The organism is Flavobacterium sp. FlaQc-49, from assembly GCF_044005985.1.
Lineage (GTDB): Bacteria > Bacteroidota > Bacteroidia > Flavobacteriales > Flavobacteriaceae > Flavobacterium > Flavobacterium cupriresistens.
The window spans coordinates 1-16,092 of the sequence record NZ_JBIPCS010000005.1 but is presented as its reverse complement, the minus strand read 5'-3'; the positions used below and the strand labels follow the sequence as shown (position 1 = coordinate 16,092).

At 34.4% G+C, this 16,092-nt stretch carries 15 protein-coding genes; 9 read left to right on the top strand and 6 right to left on the bottom strand.

Annotated elements, in window-relative coordinates; genetic code table 11:
* Positions 1-349 precede the first annotated feature (349 nt).
* The 5 genes from dnaN to ACHRV3_RS12075 all read right to left on the bottom strand — a co-directional run bounded on the left by dnaN (position 350) and on the right by ACHRV3_RS12075 (position 5,546).
* Positions 350-1,468, bottom strand: coding sequence for a DNA polymerase III subunit beta (dnaN, locus tag ACHRV3_RS12095; RefSeq protein WP_047776545.1), 1,119 nt, complete (start codon positions 1,466-1,468; stop codon positions 350-352).
* A 107-nt stretch (positions 1,469-1,575) separates the two neighbouring features.
* Positions 1,576-3,261, bottom strand: a complete 1,686-nt coding sequence (gene gldG, locus ACHRV3_RS12090) for a gliding motility-associated ABC transporter substrate-binding protein GldG (protein ID WP_047776547.1) — start codon at positions 3,259-3,261, stop codon at positions 1,576-1,578.
* On the bottom strand, positions 3,261-3,986 hold the full coding sequence (gene gldF, locus ACHRV3_RS12085) for a gliding motility-associated ABC transporter permease subunit GldF (protein WP_047776548.1): 726 nt from the start codon (positions 3,984-3,986) through the stop codon (positions 3,261-3,263). Before gldF ends, gldG begins: the two co-directional genes overlap by 1 nt.
* A gap of 125 nt (positions 3,987-4,111) precedes the next feature.
* On the bottom strand, positions 4,112-4,408 hold the full coding sequence (locus ACHRV3_RS12080; RefSeq protein ID WP_230001827.1) for a putative quinol monooxygenase: 297 nt from the start codon (positions 4,406-4,408) through the stop codon (positions 4,112-4,114).
* 310 nt (positions 4,409-4,718) lie between these two features.
* Positions 4,719-5,546 carry an S-adenosyl-l-methionine hydroxide adenosyltransferase family protein gene (locus ACHRV3_RS12075; protein ID WP_230005163.1) on the bottom strand — a complete coding sequence of 276 codons (828 nt, stop codon included), beginning with the start codon at positions 5,544-5,546 and terminating at the stop codon, positions 4,719-4,721.
* Between the two features lie 337 nt (positions 5,547-5,883).
* Here ACHRV3_RS12075 and ACHRV3_RS12070 point away from each other — a divergent pair, with 337 nt between their 5' ends.
* The 8 genes from ACHRV3_RS12070 to ACHRV3_RS12035 all read left to right on the top strand — a co-directional run bounded on the left by ACHRV3_RS12070 (position 5,884) and on the right by ACHRV3_RS12035 (position 14,270).
* Entirely contained in the window at positions 5,884-6,834 is a 951-nt protein-coding gene (locus tag ACHRV3_RS12070; RefSeq protein WP_047776553.1) for a PhoH family protein, read from the top strand.
* A gap of 145 nt (positions 6,835-6,979) precedes the next feature.
* On the top strand, positions 6,980-7,471 hold the full coding sequence (locus ACHRV3_RS12065; protein ID WP_395434852.1) for a hypothetical protein: 492 nt from the start codon (positions 6,980-6,982) through the stop codon (positions 7,469-7,471).
* A 3-nt stretch (positions 7,472-7,474) separates the two neighbouring features.
* Entirely contained in the window at positions 7,475-7,846 is a 372-nt protein-coding gene (locus ACHRV3_RS12060) for a DUF1801 domain-containing protein (RefSeq protein ID WP_395434851.1), read from the top strand.
* A gap of 132 nt (positions 7,847-7,978) precedes the next feature.
* Complete coding sequence (locus ACHRV3_RS12055) at positions 7,979-8,812, top strand: Cof-type HAD-IIB family hydrolase (protein WP_395434850.1); 834 nt, start codon at positions 7,979-7,981, stop codon at positions 8,810-8,812.
* 118 nt (positions 8,813-8,930) lie between these two features.
* Entirely contained in the window at positions 8,931-9,518 is a 588-nt protein-coding gene (locus tag ACHRV3_RS12050; protein ID WP_047776557.1) for a hypothetical protein, read from the top strand.
* A 452-nt stretch (positions 9,519-9,970) separates the two neighbouring features.
* Positions 9,971-12,319 carry a prolyl oligopeptidase family serine peptidase gene (locus ACHRV3_RS12045; protein WP_395434849.1) on the top strand — a complete coding sequence of 783 codons (2,349 nt, stop codon included), beginning with the start codon at positions 9,971-9,973 and terminating at the stop codon, positions 12,317-12,319.
* Between the two features lie 384 nt (positions 12,320-12,703).
* On the top strand, positions 12,704-13,660 hold the full coding sequence (locus ACHRV3_RS12040) for a phosphoribosylaminoimidazolesuccinocarboxamide synthase (protein ID WP_047776560.1): 957 nt from the start codon (positions 12,704-12,706) through the stop codon (positions 13,658-13,660).
* Between the two features lie 232 nt (positions 13,661-13,892).
* Entirely contained in the window at positions 13,893-14,270 is a 378-nt protein-coding gene (locus ACHRV3_RS12035; protein ID WP_047776562.1) for an ankyrin repeat domain-containing protein, read from the top strand.
* 169 nt (positions 14,271-14,439) lie between these two features.
* Here the strand turns inward: ACHRV3_RS12035 and ACHRV3_RS12030 are convergent, their stop codons facing one another.
* On the bottom strand, positions 14,440-14,979 hold the full coding sequence (locus ACHRV3_RS12030) for an SRPBCC family protein (RefSeq protein WP_395434847.1): 540 nt from the start codon (positions 14,977-14,979) through the stop codon (positions 14,440-14,442).
* 523 nt (positions 14,980-15,502) lie between these two features.
* Between ACHRV3_RS12030 and ACHRV3_RS12025 the strand changes: the two genes are divergently transcribed.
* Entirely contained in the window at positions 15,503-15,886 is a 384-nt protein-coding gene (locus ACHRV3_RS12025) for an ankyrin repeat domain-containing protein (RefSeq protein WP_047776564.1), read from the top strand.
* The last annotated feature ends 206 nt before the right edge of the window (positions 15,887-16,092 follow it).

Here is a 16,092-nt window from a genome sequence, read left to right as displayed (position 1 = left end):
CAATGATGACCAATTGATGGTCTCGCAAAGACGCCAAGCCGCTAAGTTTTTTCTACTTTATCATTAAGACTTTGCGATTTTGCGTCTTTGCGAGATTTTAAAACATTGAAACCAAAAAAGTCTCAGTCATAGTTTAAACCTGAAACCTGAAACCTGAAACCTGAAACCTGAAACATGAAACAAAAGAACCCCCAAAAACACTCCCTCAAATAAAAAACCGCAACTCTTTATCGGAATTGCGGTTTCTAGGTATAAAAAATGGTTGGTTAATAGCGATATTTTTTTTTACAATGATATATCTTTAATTTGAAACTAAAAAACACCCCTGTAACAATATCAGGTTTTGATGTTAACTATTTAACATTACAGGCATTACCAACATGGTAACGGTTTCTCCTTCTTCTAAACCATCAACAGGAGTTAGAATACCGGCTCTGTTTGGTAATGACATCTCCAACATAATCATATCAGATTGTAAGTTGGTTAACATTTCTGTTAAGAAACGAGAGTTAAAGCCAATTTGTAAGTCATCACCTTGATAATCACAAGTTAATCGCTCTTCTGCTTTGTTTGAGTAATCAATATCCTCGGCAGAAACATTCAATTCAGCTCCTGCGATTTTTAAACGAATTTGGTGTGTAGTTTTGTTAGAGAAAATAGCCACACGACGAACAGAACTTAAAAATAAAGAACGATCGATCATCAATTTGTTTGGATTTTCTTTTGGAATTACCGCTTCGTAATTAGGGTATTTTCCATCAATCAAACGACACATTAAGATATAGTTGTCAAATGAGAAAGTCGCATTTGAATCGTTGTATTCGATTTTTACTTCTGCATCAGAAGAACCTAAGATACTCTTTAAGATGTTTAAAGGTTTCTTTGGCATAATAAAATCAGCCACCTGAGACGCTTTTACATCTGTACGGGCATATTTTACTAATTTGTGCGCATCAGTAGCTACAAAGATTAAACCTTCCGGTGAGAATTGAAAGAAAACCCCCGACATTACCGGACGTAAATCATCATTACCGGCTGCAAAAATAGTTTTACTTACCGCAGTTGCCAAAACTTCTGCAGGAACTAAAGTTACGGATGGTTCTTCCAGACTTACCGCTTTTGGAAATTCGTCTCCCGAAGCGTATGCTAAAGCATATTTTCCTGAATTTGAACTAATTTCTACTGTATTGTTATCTTCAACAGTAAAAGTTAAAGGTTGTTCTGGAAACGTTTTTAAAATTTCAAGCAAAAGCTTAGCAGGCACAGCCACACTACCTTTACTTGTAGAATCGATAGATAAAGTAGCCGACATTGTAGTTTCAAGATCCGAAGCTGAAACGGTCAATTCGTTATTGTCTAGTTCAAATAAAAAGTTGTCTAAAATAGGCAACGTATTGTTACTGTTGATTACACTACCTAAAACTTGTAATTGTTTTAATAAGTACGAACTCGATACTATAAATTTCATCTGTTATATTTTATTTTTTGAGGTGTATTTTAGCTAATAAAGGCTAAATATACGGATTACAAATATATCGTAAACTATCTAAAGTAGTACAATTTTTTTATTAACATCTATTTGCTGTATTTTCTTTTACGGATGTAAGTAAATGCAAGTCCGAAAATCAATAAAATAAGAATTGGAAGCCCGATAGTTATGAATTGTGTACGACTGTAATTGTCGCTAACTTTATCTTTATCGAGTAAAGGCAGATCAAGATCTTTACTTCTAATGTTAATAAGTCCGGTGTCATCCAACAAATAATTGATGCAATTCATCATAAAATCTTTGTTGTCGTAAAGTTTTCCCGTACGCTGATCGTATCCCAATTCTACAGGCATCCTGTTTTTATCTAATTGATTTTTGGCTAAATCGCCATCAGAAATCACAATCATTTTAGTTGGTTTTCCTTTGGCTAAAAAAGAACCTTCTTTAAAGGGTAAAACACGGTTTTCAAATGCCGAATGGAACGAGCCTTCCAATAAAACAGAAAGAGGTAAATCACCTTTATCAACATATTCCTGAGGAGTCGTTTTTTCGTTTACAATATCCAAGTTAATCTCAGCCGGAGTCCCGATTATTTTTGAATATTGAGAGGATTGTAATAAAACCGTTTTTTTGATTCCGTTTTTCAAAGTATCAATCGGACTGGCAAAATCAAATTTAATACCTCCTAAGTTTTTTACGATCGGATGGGAACTTGTCGGATAAACTTCAGGCGCATATTTCCATTTAAACTCCTGATATTGGGTCGCACTTCCTTGTTCACCCGTAGCTAATTTTATCGGAGTCCCGTATTCGTCCTTTACTAAATCAGGGTTGATTCTGAATCCGTATTTAAAGAACATATCGTTTAGATTTAAATCTCTCGGATAGGCTAGAGTGGCCCCCGACTGATTGTACAGACTGTCCATGTCTGCTGCAACCTGATCGATCAGCCAAAGCGTTTTTCCACCATTCATGATAAATTGATCCAAAACCTGTTTCTCTTCATCAGAAAAAGTTTCGGTTGGCTTCGATATAATGGCTAAATCGTATTTTTTTAAGGCTTCTAAAGTCCCTGTTGGACTTTTAGACACTGAATCTAATGTAAAAGGACCGATATAATAACTCTCGCGGATCTGCATGAGCATTTTCGCAATATGAATTTCATTGATCTCGCCATTTCCTTTAATAATAGCAACTTTCTTTTGTTTGTCTTTGGTGATTTTGTTGATAGCGTCCGCAATCGAATATTCTAAATGTTGAATAGATCCCATCACTTTTTGCTCCGTTGAAGCCCCCATTCTGTTTTTCAACAAAGGAATATTGACTTCTTTATTGTTGTAAACCGCAACTGCCCAAGGAAAAACCATTGCTTGAGATTGTTTTCCTTTGTCGTCAACGGTGATGTTTATTGGCGTAAGACCTTTTTGATAAAGAGATTTTATCAGATCCATGCTTTCGTCTTTGTTTTCCAACGGATCCACAAATTCAAAAACAATATGGTTGTTATAAGCTTGAAATTCTTCTAACAATTGTTTGGTTTCCTGCTGTAAGCGTCTGAAATCTGCAGGAAGATCGCCCTGCATATAAATCTTAATCGATAGCGGATTCTGAACCTGTTTTACAATGTTTAAGGAAGTTTCAGATAGCGTATATCGTTTGTCTTTGGTTAAATCAAATCGGTGGAAATACAGGCTACCAAGTACATTTAAAACAATTAAAATGAAAACAGTAATCCCTAATGTTTTGATATTTTGTTGAGTGAATGCTTTCATTAGGCTTTCAAAGATTTTAATTTATAAACGGTAAAAGACAGAAATAGAACCGTAACGCTCAGAAAATAAATAACGTCACGTGTATCGATTACACCACGGCTCATACTTTTAAAATGATCCTGCATACCCAATGCTGAAATAATAGGAAAAGAACCTGGAATCAATGTTGCTAAACCTTCAAAACCAAAGTAAAAGATAAAACACAGAAAAACCGAAAGGATAAAAGCAACAATCTGATTTTCGGACAGGGTAGAGGTGAAGATTCCGATGGCGGAATAAGAAGCTATTAAAAACAACAATCCGAAGTAAGAACCAATTGTGCTTCCCATATCGATATTTCCTTCCGGAGCACCCAAAGATGAAATGACTTCAACATAAATAAACGTGGGAATTATAGCCAAAACGATCAGGAGTAAGGAACCTAAAAACTTTCCGTTTACAATTTCCCAAATCGATAAAGGTTTGGTTAAAAGCAATTCTAAAGTGCCTTGTTTTTTCTCATCCGAAAAACTGCGCATGGTAACCGCCGGAATCAGGAAAATCAAAATCCACGGCGCTAAAGTAAAAAACGGAGTCAGATCGGCATAACCGGTATTGAGAATATTGTAATCTCCTTCAAAAACCCATAAAAAGAGCCCGTTGCTAATTAAGAAAATAGCAATGACCAAATAGCCAATAGGAGAACCAAAAAAGGATTTTATTTCTCGTAAAATGATTGATTTCATATATAACGTTGTATTCGTGTTTTTTTTAAATTTTGTTTGAAGTTTCAAGTTTCAGGTTTCACGTTCTGTGCGTCAACTTGAAACCTGAAACCTGAAACTTGAAACTTCAAACCTGAAACTTCAAACTAGTCCAGACTCACCAGCTTATCCACACTCCAGGCTTCGGGTTTTGCGTTGAATAGTTTTTTTGTGAAACTCCAAACGGAGTCAAAAAGCGCTGATTGTCGGTAGTTTTCTAAGTCTTCTTCGGTTTCCCAATAACTGTAGGTGAAAAAGATGCATTTATCGTTTTTATCCTGATACAATTCTAGAAAACGATTTCCGGGCGCATTTCGTATTTTGTCTTTTATGCTTTCAAAATTTTCCAGAAAATCAGGGATCTTGTCTTCATGAAAACTCATTTTTACTATTCGAACAAACATCTTTTTTTATTATTTTAGATTTTAGAGTGCTGATTTTAGATTTTACACCGAAAATCTGCAATACGCGCGCAAAAATACCAAAATTGATTGTTCTTTTTTAGTAAAAATTTAATTATTCTAAAAGTATCATTTTGAATAGCCTCCTGCTTTAGCTCAATGTCATTAAGTTAAGAAAATTTTTCACGCAGATTCTGCAGATTGTGCAGATTTTTTTTCTGCTAAAGTCAACAATCTAAAATCTACAATCTACAATCTGAAATCTACAATCTACAATCTGAAATCTACAATCTGAAATCTAAAGTCTAAAATCTTAATTAAACTTTATCGTGATCACGTCTCTGTAGTTCAGTCCCAAAAGACTATTTGCAGAGCCTACTTTGGAAGGATTACTTCTGAAAATTGCGATTTCCAGATAACCGGCTTCATTAAAAATGGCCAGTTTTTCGCCCTCATAGGTTTTAATGGGGTATTTGTCTGAGCTTGCTATGGCTGAATAGTTTGGCAGTATGGTTTTGATGCTTTTAGGTTTCATCACGATCTCATACGAGCGACCTTTTGCTACCTCTTTAAATTGCTGTTTGGAGATATTGGTTACCACGTTACCGAAATGATCAATATAAATGACATATCCTTTTATAGAATTACCATCGTTTGCTACTACAGCCTGAAGTTCTGTAACTTCTTTAACGGCTGCTATTTCTTTACCAATTACATTCAGTAAACCTCCTTTTGCAATATGGCAGGCAACTTTTATGAAGATATCCATATCGGTAGACTCAGGCGGAAAGCGGTCATGAATGTTGATTGCGACAATTTTTTGTGGCACAATTTTCTGCGTCAGCATACTTAAGATCCCGTTATCAGCGCAAATGAAGTAATGATCGTTCCATTGCATGGCGATATGCACGTTCTCTTTATTGCGTTCAATATCGACACCAATTAAGTGTACAGTTCCTTTTGGAAAACTTAAATAAGAAGCACCAACAACGTAACTGGCTTCGGCAGTGTTGAAGGGATCAATGTCATGTGAAATATCAATAATTGTAGTCTCCGGAGCCTCAGATAATATTTTACCCTTTATCGAACCAACAAAGTGGTCTTTTAAGCCGTAATCGGTAGTGAGGGTAATTATTGACATCATTTTGTTTATAACTATTGGTAGTTTTTGAATCTAATTTTCATTAAATTTGAGAAATGCAAAGCTAAGAATACTTAGATACAAATTGAAAGAAAGAAAAGACAATTTACAATTTTTAAAGTAAGTAAGCGTTACGATCGTCTCAGTCAATTAGTTTCAGTTTTGAGTCTGTAGAAAAAAAGTACATTAGGAGTAAACAGTAAATGATTCTTTGGAAGTATTTTTTTACACATTAAAAAGCGTGACTGTCATTGAAAGCCTGACTCGTAAAAAAAAAGAAACACCCGACAGCAACTGATATAAAAACAAATTTTATTTTAATTTAAAACTATCTCATTTGAACGAAAGAATAATCGAGCTAATAGACATTGCACCAAAAGAGTTTTGGGGCGCTCAGGACAGCCATCTGGAAATCATTAAAAAGTACTATCCAAAGCTTAAAATAGTAGCTAGAGGAACGACTTTGAAAGCATTTGGCGAAAAAGAAGTTTTAGATGAATTCGAAAAAAGATTTCAAAGATTAATGTTGCATTTTACCCGATACAACAACATTGATGATAATGTAATTGAACGTGTAATTATGAGTGATGGTCAGGATGAAAAAAGAGCCTACGATCATGATAAAATACTGGTTCATGGTGTGGGAGGTAAGATTATAAAAGCAATGACGCCTAACCAGCAATTACTGGTAGATACCATTAAAAAGAATGATATGGTATTTGCAGTAGGACCGGCCGGAACAGGAAAAACGTACACAGGTGTAGCTATGGCAGTAAAAGCACTTAAAGACAAGGAAGTAAAAAGGATCATCCTAACGCGACCGGCAGTAGAAGCAGGAGAAAATCTTGGTTTTTTACCCGGCGATATGAAAGAAAAACTGGATCCTTACATGCAACCGCTTTACGATGCATTACGTGATATGCTTCCGAACGAAAAGCTCGAGGATTATATTTTAAAAGGAATTATTCAGATTGCACCACTGGCATTTATGCGTGGGCGAACACTGGATAATGCCTTCGTAATTCTGGATGAAGCACAAAACACCACACACTCACAAATGAAAATGTTTCTGACCCGTATGGGAAAAAACGCTAAATTTATGATTACGGGTGATCCTGGACAAGTCGATTTGCCACGCCGAACTATTTCAGGTCTTAAAGAAGCCATTTTGGTTCTGAAAGACGTAGACGGAATCGGAATCATTTATCTTGACGATAAAGATATCGTACGCCACAGATTAGTCAAAAAGGTAATTGATGCTTATAAACAAATAGAAAATCACGATTAATTTTGTGAAATGTTTTTTGTGAAAGGTGAATTGTTTTCACGTTTTACAATTTTAGGGAATATTCGTTTTATACTGCTTCTTTTTTGAAATGTATAAAACGAATATTTTTTTTATAATAAAATGTCTAAATTGTAACATAGTTAAAATGAGGGTTGTAATAATCAGTTTCTTATTGTTTGCTTTTTTTATTTCATGTAATAAAAAGCAAAAACCGGTAAATAAATTTCTTGGAACTTGGTATGGGACAGAATATATTGTTCCTAGCGAATCCGTATTAAAAATAAATAAAGATAGTTCGTTTTCGTATAAAAGTGCCGGATGTCAATGGAGAGTAGTTTCTAAAGGCAATTGGAAAATAATTGGAGATTCCCTTGAATTAAATAGTACAAGTAGTGATACTTGTTACAAGGTGTTTCCATTTGTTTTTTGTATCCCTTTTGGGGCAGATGTAATAGAAGATAAATTTACAATACCCAATTGTGATGCTGATAATGATGTTTCTTTTGCCCAATTTACGAAGGAGGTATTTTATCTTAAAAATGATTCTTTAACGTATAAATTAAAAGCAGGTTCAAATTGTTCGGATACGCTCCGTATTGTGTACGCCCGAACCGGAAAAATAAGAAAAACGAATTGAGTAATGAAAGAAGTTGATAATTTTTACGAAAGACAAGAAGAACCTCTGAGAGAAGTTTTATTAGCGCTAAAAGAAATTATCTTAAAACAGGACGAAGACATTACAAATGTCCTTAAGTATGGCATGCCTTTTTTTTGTTATAAAGGAAAAATGTTCTGTTACCTTTGGATACACAAAAAAAACAAACAACCATATATCGGAATTGTGGAAGGTAAACACTTCGATGAATCGTTTCTAATTCAGGAAAGCCGCTCCCGAATGAAAATAATGATGTTAAGTTCAAATGAAGATCTGCCCATTGATAGAATTGAAAAAATCGTGCAAAAAGCAATAAACTTATATAAGACAGGAGTTATAAAGATTAAAAACAAATGAAGTGATTTATTTAATGAAATAGTTAAATAAATAATAAACTTGTTTGTTTTTAGGCTGTATAGCCGGTTTAACTTTGTACTTCTGAGCTTAAAGCTGTAAATTTGCCTATCAAAATTATACGCGATTTTTACTATGAACTCAGAACTTAAGAATATAAAAGTTATCGTTACCGACTTAGACGGAACTTTACTCAACCCTCAGCATAAAATTTCAGATTACACTAAAAGTATTTTTCAGGAACTTCACAATCAAAACTATCTTATTGTGGTTGCCACAGGGCGTCATCATCTCGATGCGATGGCCATAATTAGCACACTCGATGTTCCGGTTTATCTGGTAAGTTCAAATGGAGCCAGAATACATTCACCGGAAAAAGAAGAGCTTTTTGCCTTCGATTTAAATAGTGAAGTGGTAAAAGCGGCTTTAAATGTAGAAATTGATCCGGAAATTACAGTAGTGTTATTCAAAGAAAATGTTTGGCAGACCAACAAATTAAACGAGAAGTTAAACAGCTTTCAAACCGAATTGAAATACCTTCCCGAATTGGTAGATTTTAAAACACTTGAAGATTTTGGTGCGATAAAAATATTCTTTGCCCATGACAATCACGAAAAATTAGTAGCCTTAAAAGAAGCGATCCTGGCAAACGGTTCAAGTGAGTTGCATCACGCCTTTAGTCTTCCAACCTGTCTGGAATTTATGGATAAATCGGTAGACAAAGCGGTTGCAATAGCCAGAGTTTTAGAAAAAGAAGGATTTACAATGCAAGAAGCGGTTTCGTTTGGAGATGGTTTTAACGATGTTCAAATGTTGTCTGCAACCGGAAAAGGGTTGATTATGGGCAATGCTCCGGTATTGTTAAAAGAAACGTTACCCAACTTAGAAATAATCAAAACCAACGCAGAAGACGGAGTAGCACACTATATTGCTTCAAGAATTTTAGATGAAAAACTTGCTGAATGTTAATCAGCTGTAAATAACTTTGTCGGTTGATTAACAATGATTTAAAATTGTATTTTGTAATGAAGCATTAATAAAGTTTGAGATTTTTACTATATTTAATACATCTAAAATTGTATTAATTATGAAAAAATTTTTACGTCAGGTGGAAAGAAACTGTGTTTCCGGCGCTGTAGTTTTATTGCCACTGCTGGTATTTGGGGTTGTGCTTCAGAAAGTATGGGGCTTTTTTCAGAAATATGGAGAGAAGTTTGCAAAACTTTTACATCTCGATGAAGTTTTCGGAACGATTGCAACCGATATTCTGGGTGGAGTAATTTTATTGGTATTACTTTATTTTAGCGGTTACATGATGCGATTGACTTATTTGAAAAAATTCACAGAATGGATTGATGATAAGTTAATGATCTTCCTTCCGGGTTATGAAAAAAATAAAAAAGAAGCGGAAGAAAAATTGAGTACAAAAGTAAAAAAGCCAAGTACTGACGTTCCCGTTTTGCTTAAAAATGGAGATTATTGGCAGCCCGCCCGCCTTATAGAAGAAGATTCGTCCGGCAGTGCCGTTGTTTTTGTTCCGACCGCACCATTTAAAGATCAAGGACAAATTTTTGTAGTGGACAGTATCCACATAAAAAAAATGAACGAAACTACGCTGGGTAATTTAAATGCTTCCGTAAAATCATTAGGAAAAGGAATCCTGGATTTTAAATAAACTTTTTAGACTTAAAAACAATCCCTGATGAAAGCACATCAGGGATTGTTTTTTTATAGAACTATTTAGGATAAAATCTCAAAGTAGCCGAGTAACAAAGTAATTCAGTTAATAACCTGAGTTCAATTATTAAGTTACTGATTTTTATGTATTGTGTCTTTCCTACAAGGTCTTTTTTTGACCTTGTAGGTATTTTTACAAGGCAGAAAGAAAAGGACTCTTGATGTTTAGTTCCCTATTCTTGACTTTTTAAACCATATAAGTCATCTCAGTTCATATAAAATAGGTGTATTTTCGTCTCTTGTGAAATATTAGAAGACTTAACCGTTAGAATAAACTAAACAAGTTTTAGACGTAATTCCATATTAGAAATTGGATTTTAGAAGCAAAGAGGAAAAAGTTTTTTTAATAGCCCACAAAGTGTATTTTTGCTCTACTAAAAAACAACTATCATGACCAAAAACATCTTTATCCTTGCCTTTTTAATTTTTTCAATAACAGGTACCAGCCAGAATTTAAAGTTAGAAGAAATTATGAAAGGAGACTCTTTCATTGGCAATCAGCCAACAAACGGAAGATGGTCGCTGGATGGAAAAAAAGTTTATTTTGAATGGAATCCGAAAAACGAATTAGGCACAAGCACGTACTCCTGGCAAAAGGGAGCTTCTAATCCGGTACTTGTAGAGCCGAAGGAAGCCGTTTTTTCTAAATTCGATTTTAAAAGAAAACCGACATCAGATATTGTTTTTTATACCAATAAAGGAGGTTTGTACTCGTACACTATTAGTACAAAAGCAACAAAAAAATTATACCAGCAAAATACTCCGATTTCTAATCTTGCGTTAGGAAGTCAGCTTGGAGTTGTGTTCTTTGAGCAAAACGAAAACATTTTTAAATACAATAGCAAAGAGGGCACGCTACTGCAAATCACTAATTTCAGTAAAGGCAATAAGAAAGAGAAAACACCCGAAAAAGATACTTTCTTAAAAGAACAACAGAAAGAATTATTTCAATTTATCAATGATAAAGAGGCAAAAAAACAATGGAACATGGCTAAAAGCAAAGCCGTGAAGTCAGATTTTATCAAAGAGTATTTTTATGGAAAAGATAATTTGACAGACCTCAAAGCAAATCCAAATGGAAACTACGCTACTTTTAGTTTAGTAGAAAATGTTGAAATTAAAATGGAAAAAATGGAAGTTTTTATAACAGATGACGGTTATAATCAATCTCCTGATACCAAAGAAAAAGTATCGACGGCCAATTTGGTAAAAACACGTTTTGGTATTTACTCCGTTGCAAAAGACTCTGTTTATTTTGTCAATTTCTCAAAATTGAGCCATATTCAGGACGTTCCGAAATACTATGAGGCTTACGATAATTTAAAAAACAAAGAGAAAGAAGACAAACTAATTGTTGCGCTGGCACCAGTTTATAGCGAAGACGGTTCCTTTGCGATTACAGAAATCAGAAGTCAGGACAATAAAGACCGTTGGATTGTAAGTCTGAATCTCGAAAACGGAACTTTTACCGAAATAGAACACCAACACGATGAAGCGTGGATTGGCGGACCCGGAATACCTTCTTATGCTTTTGAAACCGGAAATCTTGGTTTTCTGGCAGACAATGAAACGGTTTATTTTCAATCGGAAGCTACCGGATACTCACACTTATACACGTACAACTTAAAATCGAATGTAAAAAAACAACTGACCAAAGGAAACTGGGAAGTTCGCGACTTGATTCTATCTAAAGACAAAAAGGCATTTTATTTAACAACGAATACAACACATCCGGGAAATAGAGATTTTTATAAGTTAAATGCTGCAGATGGAATTATGCAACCTATTTTAACAAAAGACGGAGCACACGAAGTAGTGGTATCTCCTGATGAATCGACACTTTTGGTACGTTACTCATTTAAAAATAAACCTTGGGATTTCTATATTGGCGAGAACAAAAAGAATACTGCTTTACAGCAAATTTCATCTTCAACTTCAGAAGAATTTAAAAAATACCAATGGAGAGAACCAGAGGTGATTACTTTCAAAGCACAAGACGGAACTCCGGTATATGCAAGATTGTATACGCCAAAAGCAGAGAACACCAATAAAGCAGCCGTAATTTTTGTACACGGTGCAGGATATCTGCAAAACGCACACAACCATTGGAGTGCGTATTACAGAGAATATATGTTTCATAACTTGTTAACCGATTTGGGTTATACAGTTTTGGATATTGATTACCGAGGAAGTGACGGTTACGGAAGGGATTTTAGAACCGGAATCTATCGTTTTATGGGAGGAAAAGATTTAACCGATCATCTTGATGGTAAAAAATACTTAGTAGATAATTTGGGTATTGATGCCAACAGAGTAGGTATCTACGGAGGTTCTTACGGTGGATTCATAACTTTAATGGGAATGTTGACAACTCCCGGAGAATTTGTTTCGGGTGCTGCTTTGCGTTCGGTTACAGATTGGGCACACTACAATCACGGATATACGGGTAACATCTTAAACTTTCCTGAAACAGATCCTGAGGCATTCAAAAAAAGCTCTCCTATTTATTATGCCGGTAACCTGAAAGGAAATTTACTAATGTTACACGGAATGGTTGATGATAATGTAGAATACAAAGACATTGTGCGTTTATCACAGCGTTTTATAGAATTAGAGAAAAAGAATTGGACACTTGCTTCTTTCCCGATCGAAGCGCATACTTTTAAAGAAACGTATTCCTTAATTGATGAATACAGCAGAATTTTGAATTTGTTTAATACGACTCTTTTGAAGAAATAGTTTTCAGTCTCGGTCTCAGTCTCAGTTGCAGTCTCAGTCTCAGTCCCAGTCTCGGTCTCGGTCTTTGTCTCAGTCTCAATCCCAGTCTCAGTCTCAGTCTCAGTCTCGGTCTCGGTCTTTGTCTCAGTTTTCAGTCTTTAATATTACGTTAAGACTAAGGTTGAGAAAAGATTTAGACAAAAGCACAGACTCTGACTGCAACTGATAATTGAGACTGCGACTGCGACTGAAAACTGAGACAAAGATAAAGACTGCAACTGATAACTGAGACTGGGACTGAGACTGAAAACCGAGACTGAAAGCTGAAAACTGAATACTTTTTTTGCTTCCTCTTTTAATTAGTTTTAAATTTGCATCCATAAAACAAAACACAACTAAAGGATAATGAGCAATACAATCACAACTACAGATTTTAATTTCCCGAATCAGAAATCAGTTTATCGCGGAAAAGTTAGAGAAGTTTACAATATCAATGAGGAACTTTTGGTAATGGTGGCGACCGACAGACTTTCGGCTTTTGATGTAGTTTTACCAAAGGGAATTCCATACAAAGGGCAAATCTTGAATCAGATTGCTACAAAGTTCATGGAATTAACGCAAGATATTGTACCTAATTGGTTGATTGCAACTCCGGATCCAAACGTGGCTGTGGGGCATTTGTGTGATCCTTTTAAAGTAGAAATGGTTATTCGTGGTTATGTTTCAGGACATGCTGCACGTGAGTATGCTGCAGGAAGAAGACAAATTTGCGGCGTAACAATGGCGGAAGGTTTAAAGGAAAATGATAAATTTCCGGAACCAATTATCACACCAACTACAAAAGCAGACAATGGTTCTCATGATGAAGACATTTCGCGTGAAGCTATTTTATCAAAAGGAATAGTTTCAGAAGAAGATTATATTGTTTTAGAAAAATATACCCGTGCTTTATTTCAAAGAGGGACTGAAATTGCCGCAAGTCGTGGTTTAATTTTAGTAGATACAAAATACGAATTCGGAAAAACAAAAGACGGTGTAATCGTTTTGATTGACGAAATTCATACTCCGGATTCTTCTCGCTATTTTTATGCAGACGGATATGAGGAAAGACAGGAAAAAGGAGAAGAGCAAAAACAATTATCAAAAGAGTTTGTACGTCGTTGGTTGATCGAAAATGGTTTTCAAGGTCAGGATGGGCAGCAGATTCCTGAAATGACAGAAGCTTACATCGAATCCGTTTCAGAAAGATATATTGAGTTATACGAGAATATCTTAGGAGAAAAATTTGTAAAAGCTGATATAGCTAATATTGATGCACGTATTGATAAAAATGTAAAGGAATATCTTGCTGATAAGGCCTAATTTTAGGTTTTAAGAGTTTATTTTAATAGAAAAAGCGCAATCCAATTTGTTTGGATTGCGCTTTTTTATTGAGGTTCTTTACTTTTTTTTGATTTTTTTTTGATTTAAATGTAACGTTTTAGGTTTTTTAAGCGTCTATATAGATAGTAAGTGTTATTCGGAAGAAAGCATTTTTGATGCAATCCTGCTAAATTACAGTTTACAATTAAATCAATCAATCAATCAATCAATCATGAAAAAATCAGTAATCATTCTAGGGACAGCTTTTGTTTTATTTGCAAATGTATCAGTAGCTTCAAATCACAAGCCGTTGGTAAAAGATCAAATCGAGTTTTCTGCTTATGAATCTTCACCATTGCATATTGCAGTATGCAACGGGGATCTTGAAAGCGTTAAAAAAAGTATCGAATACGGGGCAGATGTCAATAAATTATCAAGAGACATGTCTCCGCTGATGTTGGCAGCACGATTTAACAGAGTAGAGATTATTAAAGTTTTATTAGAAAATGGAGCTAAGCCTTCACTTGAAAATGATAAAGGCTTAAAAGCGTTAGATTATGCCAAATATTCGAAAGCTACAGAGTCTATTGCAATTCTGAAAGGTTTGTAATAAAGGAAACCATTAAAAAATAGAAAACCGTCATTAACAAACTAATGACGGTTTTCTTTTTTTTACAAAGATTCGTTTTTATTCTGTTGCTTTGAACCTGAAAATTATTTCTCGCAAAGACGCAGCGTTGCAAAGTTTTTATTTCCCTCGAGTTTTTGAACCTGATCTTTTATTCTTCCATCTTTGCTTTTAAATTATCCAGGCCTTTTTGTAAATCATTTCCAATCATCTGATCCATTTTCATAAAAGGCAACATGATATTCATAGGGTAGGGTATAACACCGTTTATGCCCCATTTTACTTTGGTCTGATCTGCTGCTAAACTTTCGGTCGACATAAATCCGACAGCAGTATCGTTCATCGGCTCCTTAAATCGGAGAGCGAAATCCAATCGTTTTCCTTCTATAATTTTGGTGATTTCCTGTTCACCCACACCAACCTCTTTTACTTTGCTCTCCCAGGCCGATAATGCACCAACACTACCGTCTGTTCCTTTGTAAGTCAATTTCATTTTGGGATCGATATTGGCCCAGACGCTAAATTCATTTTGATTTTTTAAATATCTGACATAAGTAAAAATGCTATCGACCGGTTTATGGATGATAATTTCTCTTTCAACGGCATAATTTCGAGGCATAAAGTAAGCCGTAATTAATACGATTGCTAGAACTAAGATTAAGGCGGCCAGAATTTTTTTGATTGCTCCCATTTTTTTTGGTTTAAAGGTTATTTAAATGATTTGGTAATGGTGAAAATGATTGGTCAATTATTTTATTAGCCGTTTTCTTTATAAAAAAACGACAAAACGTAAAGCTGTATACTTAAGTTTTATCCTACTTTTTTGTTTTTTTTGAAAATAAGTAATTTAGATCATTAATGTATGAATTATTGGCCGAAAATTTATTTTTCATTAAAAAAATAGGCCTTTTTTGAGTATTACTTCAAAGTAAAGTTAAAAAAGTAATGTTTTGGTTTTACATTTTTGGGAAAATTTGACAAATATTTTTTAGAAATATTCGTTTTTGTGTAACATTTCTACCTTTGCAGCGTCTTTTATACAGAATTAAATAACGATTGGGTGGTATTATTTAGGAATCATTAACAAAACGTTAAGAATTAGTTAAAACATAGTACCTTGTAATGCAAAATACCAAAATATTATTTACATTTGTATAGAATTTAAAAAGATCATCAATCATATTTTATCAATCAATTTAACAAACAAAACCATTATGAAAAATTCAGTTATTTATTTAGGATTAGCTTTAGTAACATTTGCAAATGTATCAATGGCTGCAAATCACAAAACAGTTGTGAAAGATCAAATTGTACTATCTATAGACGAAGATGCAACACCATTAAATGTTGCTATTAGTAAGGGTGATATTGACGGAGTTAAGAAATTTATTGAATACGGAGCTAATGTAAACGAACAGTCAGGTGATATGTCTCCTTTAATGACTGCAGCACGTTACAACAAAGTTGAAATTATTAAAGTTTTATTGGCTAGTGGAGCACGTCCATCTGATAAAAACGAAAGAGGATATACAGCTTTGAAATATGCACAATTATCAAACGCTACAGATGCTGTTGCCCTTTTGAAAGATTTAAAATAAGATTTTAGATTAGTTTAAAAGAGTTTAAGTTAGTTAAAAACGATCTTCATGAGCAGAGGGTCGTTTTTTTTGTTTAAAATGTCTTGTCCTGAAATAGCGATACACAAAAAGTGTCATTATGGAAAACCATCAGGAATTACGCTATGTAAAGCGTACCCAAAAAGACTACAGTATGTCTTTTAAATTACAAATTGTTCAAGAAATAG

Bases quoted from the DNA above. Each gene is read 5' to 3' on its own strand.
- dnaN (WP_047776545.1), bottom strand. From the start codon at position 1,468: ATGAAATTTATAGTATCGAGTTCGTACTTATTAAAACAATTACAAGTT.
- ACHRV3_RS12045 (WP_395434849.1), top strand. From the start codon at position 9,971: ATGACCAAAAACATCTTTATCCTTGCCTTTTTAATTTTTTCAATAACA.
- ACHRV3_RS12075 (WP_230005163.1), bottom strand. From the start codon at position 5,546: ATGTCAATAATTACCCTCACTACCGATTACGGCTTAAAAGACCACTTT.
- ACHRV3_RS12025 (WP_047776564.1), top strand. From the start codon at position 15,503: ATGAAAAATTCAGTTATTTATTTAGGATTAGCTTTAGTAACATTTGCA.
- gldG (WP_047776547.1), bottom strand. From the start codon at position 3,261: ATGAAAGCATTCACTCAACAAAATATCAAAACATTAGGGATTACTGTT.
- ACHRV3_RS12050 (WP_047776557.1), top strand. From the start codon at position 8,931: ATGAAAAAATTTTTACGTCAGGTGGAAAGAAACTGTGTTTCCGGCGCT.
- ACHRV3_RS12065 (WP_395434852.1), top strand. From the start codon at position 6,980: ATGAGGGTTGTAATAATCAGTTTCTTATTGTTTGCTTTTTTTATTTCA.
- ACHRV3_RS12040 (WP_047776560.1), top strand. From the start codon at position 12,704: ATGAGCAATACAATCACAACTACAGATTTTAATTTCCCGAATCAGAAA.
- gldF (WP_047776548.1), bottom strand. From the start codon at position 3,986: ATGAAATCAATCATTTTACGAGAAATAAAATCCTTTTTTGGTTCTCCT.
- ACHRV3_RS12030 (WP_395434847.1), bottom strand. From the start codon at position 14,979: ATGGGAGCAATCAAAAAAATTCTGGCCGCCTTAATCTTAGTTCTAGCA.
- ACHRV3_RS12060 (WP_395434851.1), top strand. From the start codon at position 7,475: ATGAAAGAAGTTGATAATTTTTACGAAAGACAAGAAGAACCTCTGAGA.
- ACHRV3_RS12055 (WP_395434850.1), top strand. From the start codon at position 7,979: ATGAACTCAGAACTTAAGAATATAAAAGTTATCGTTACCGACTTAGAC.
- ACHRV3_RS12035 (WP_047776562.1), top strand. From the start codon at position 13,893: ATGAAAAAATCAGTAATCATTCTAGGGACAGCTTTTGTTTTATTTGCA.
- ACHRV3_RS12080 (WP_230001827.1), bottom strand. From the start codon at position 4,408: ATGTTTGTTCGAATAGTAAAAATGAGTTTTCATGAAGACAAGATCCCT.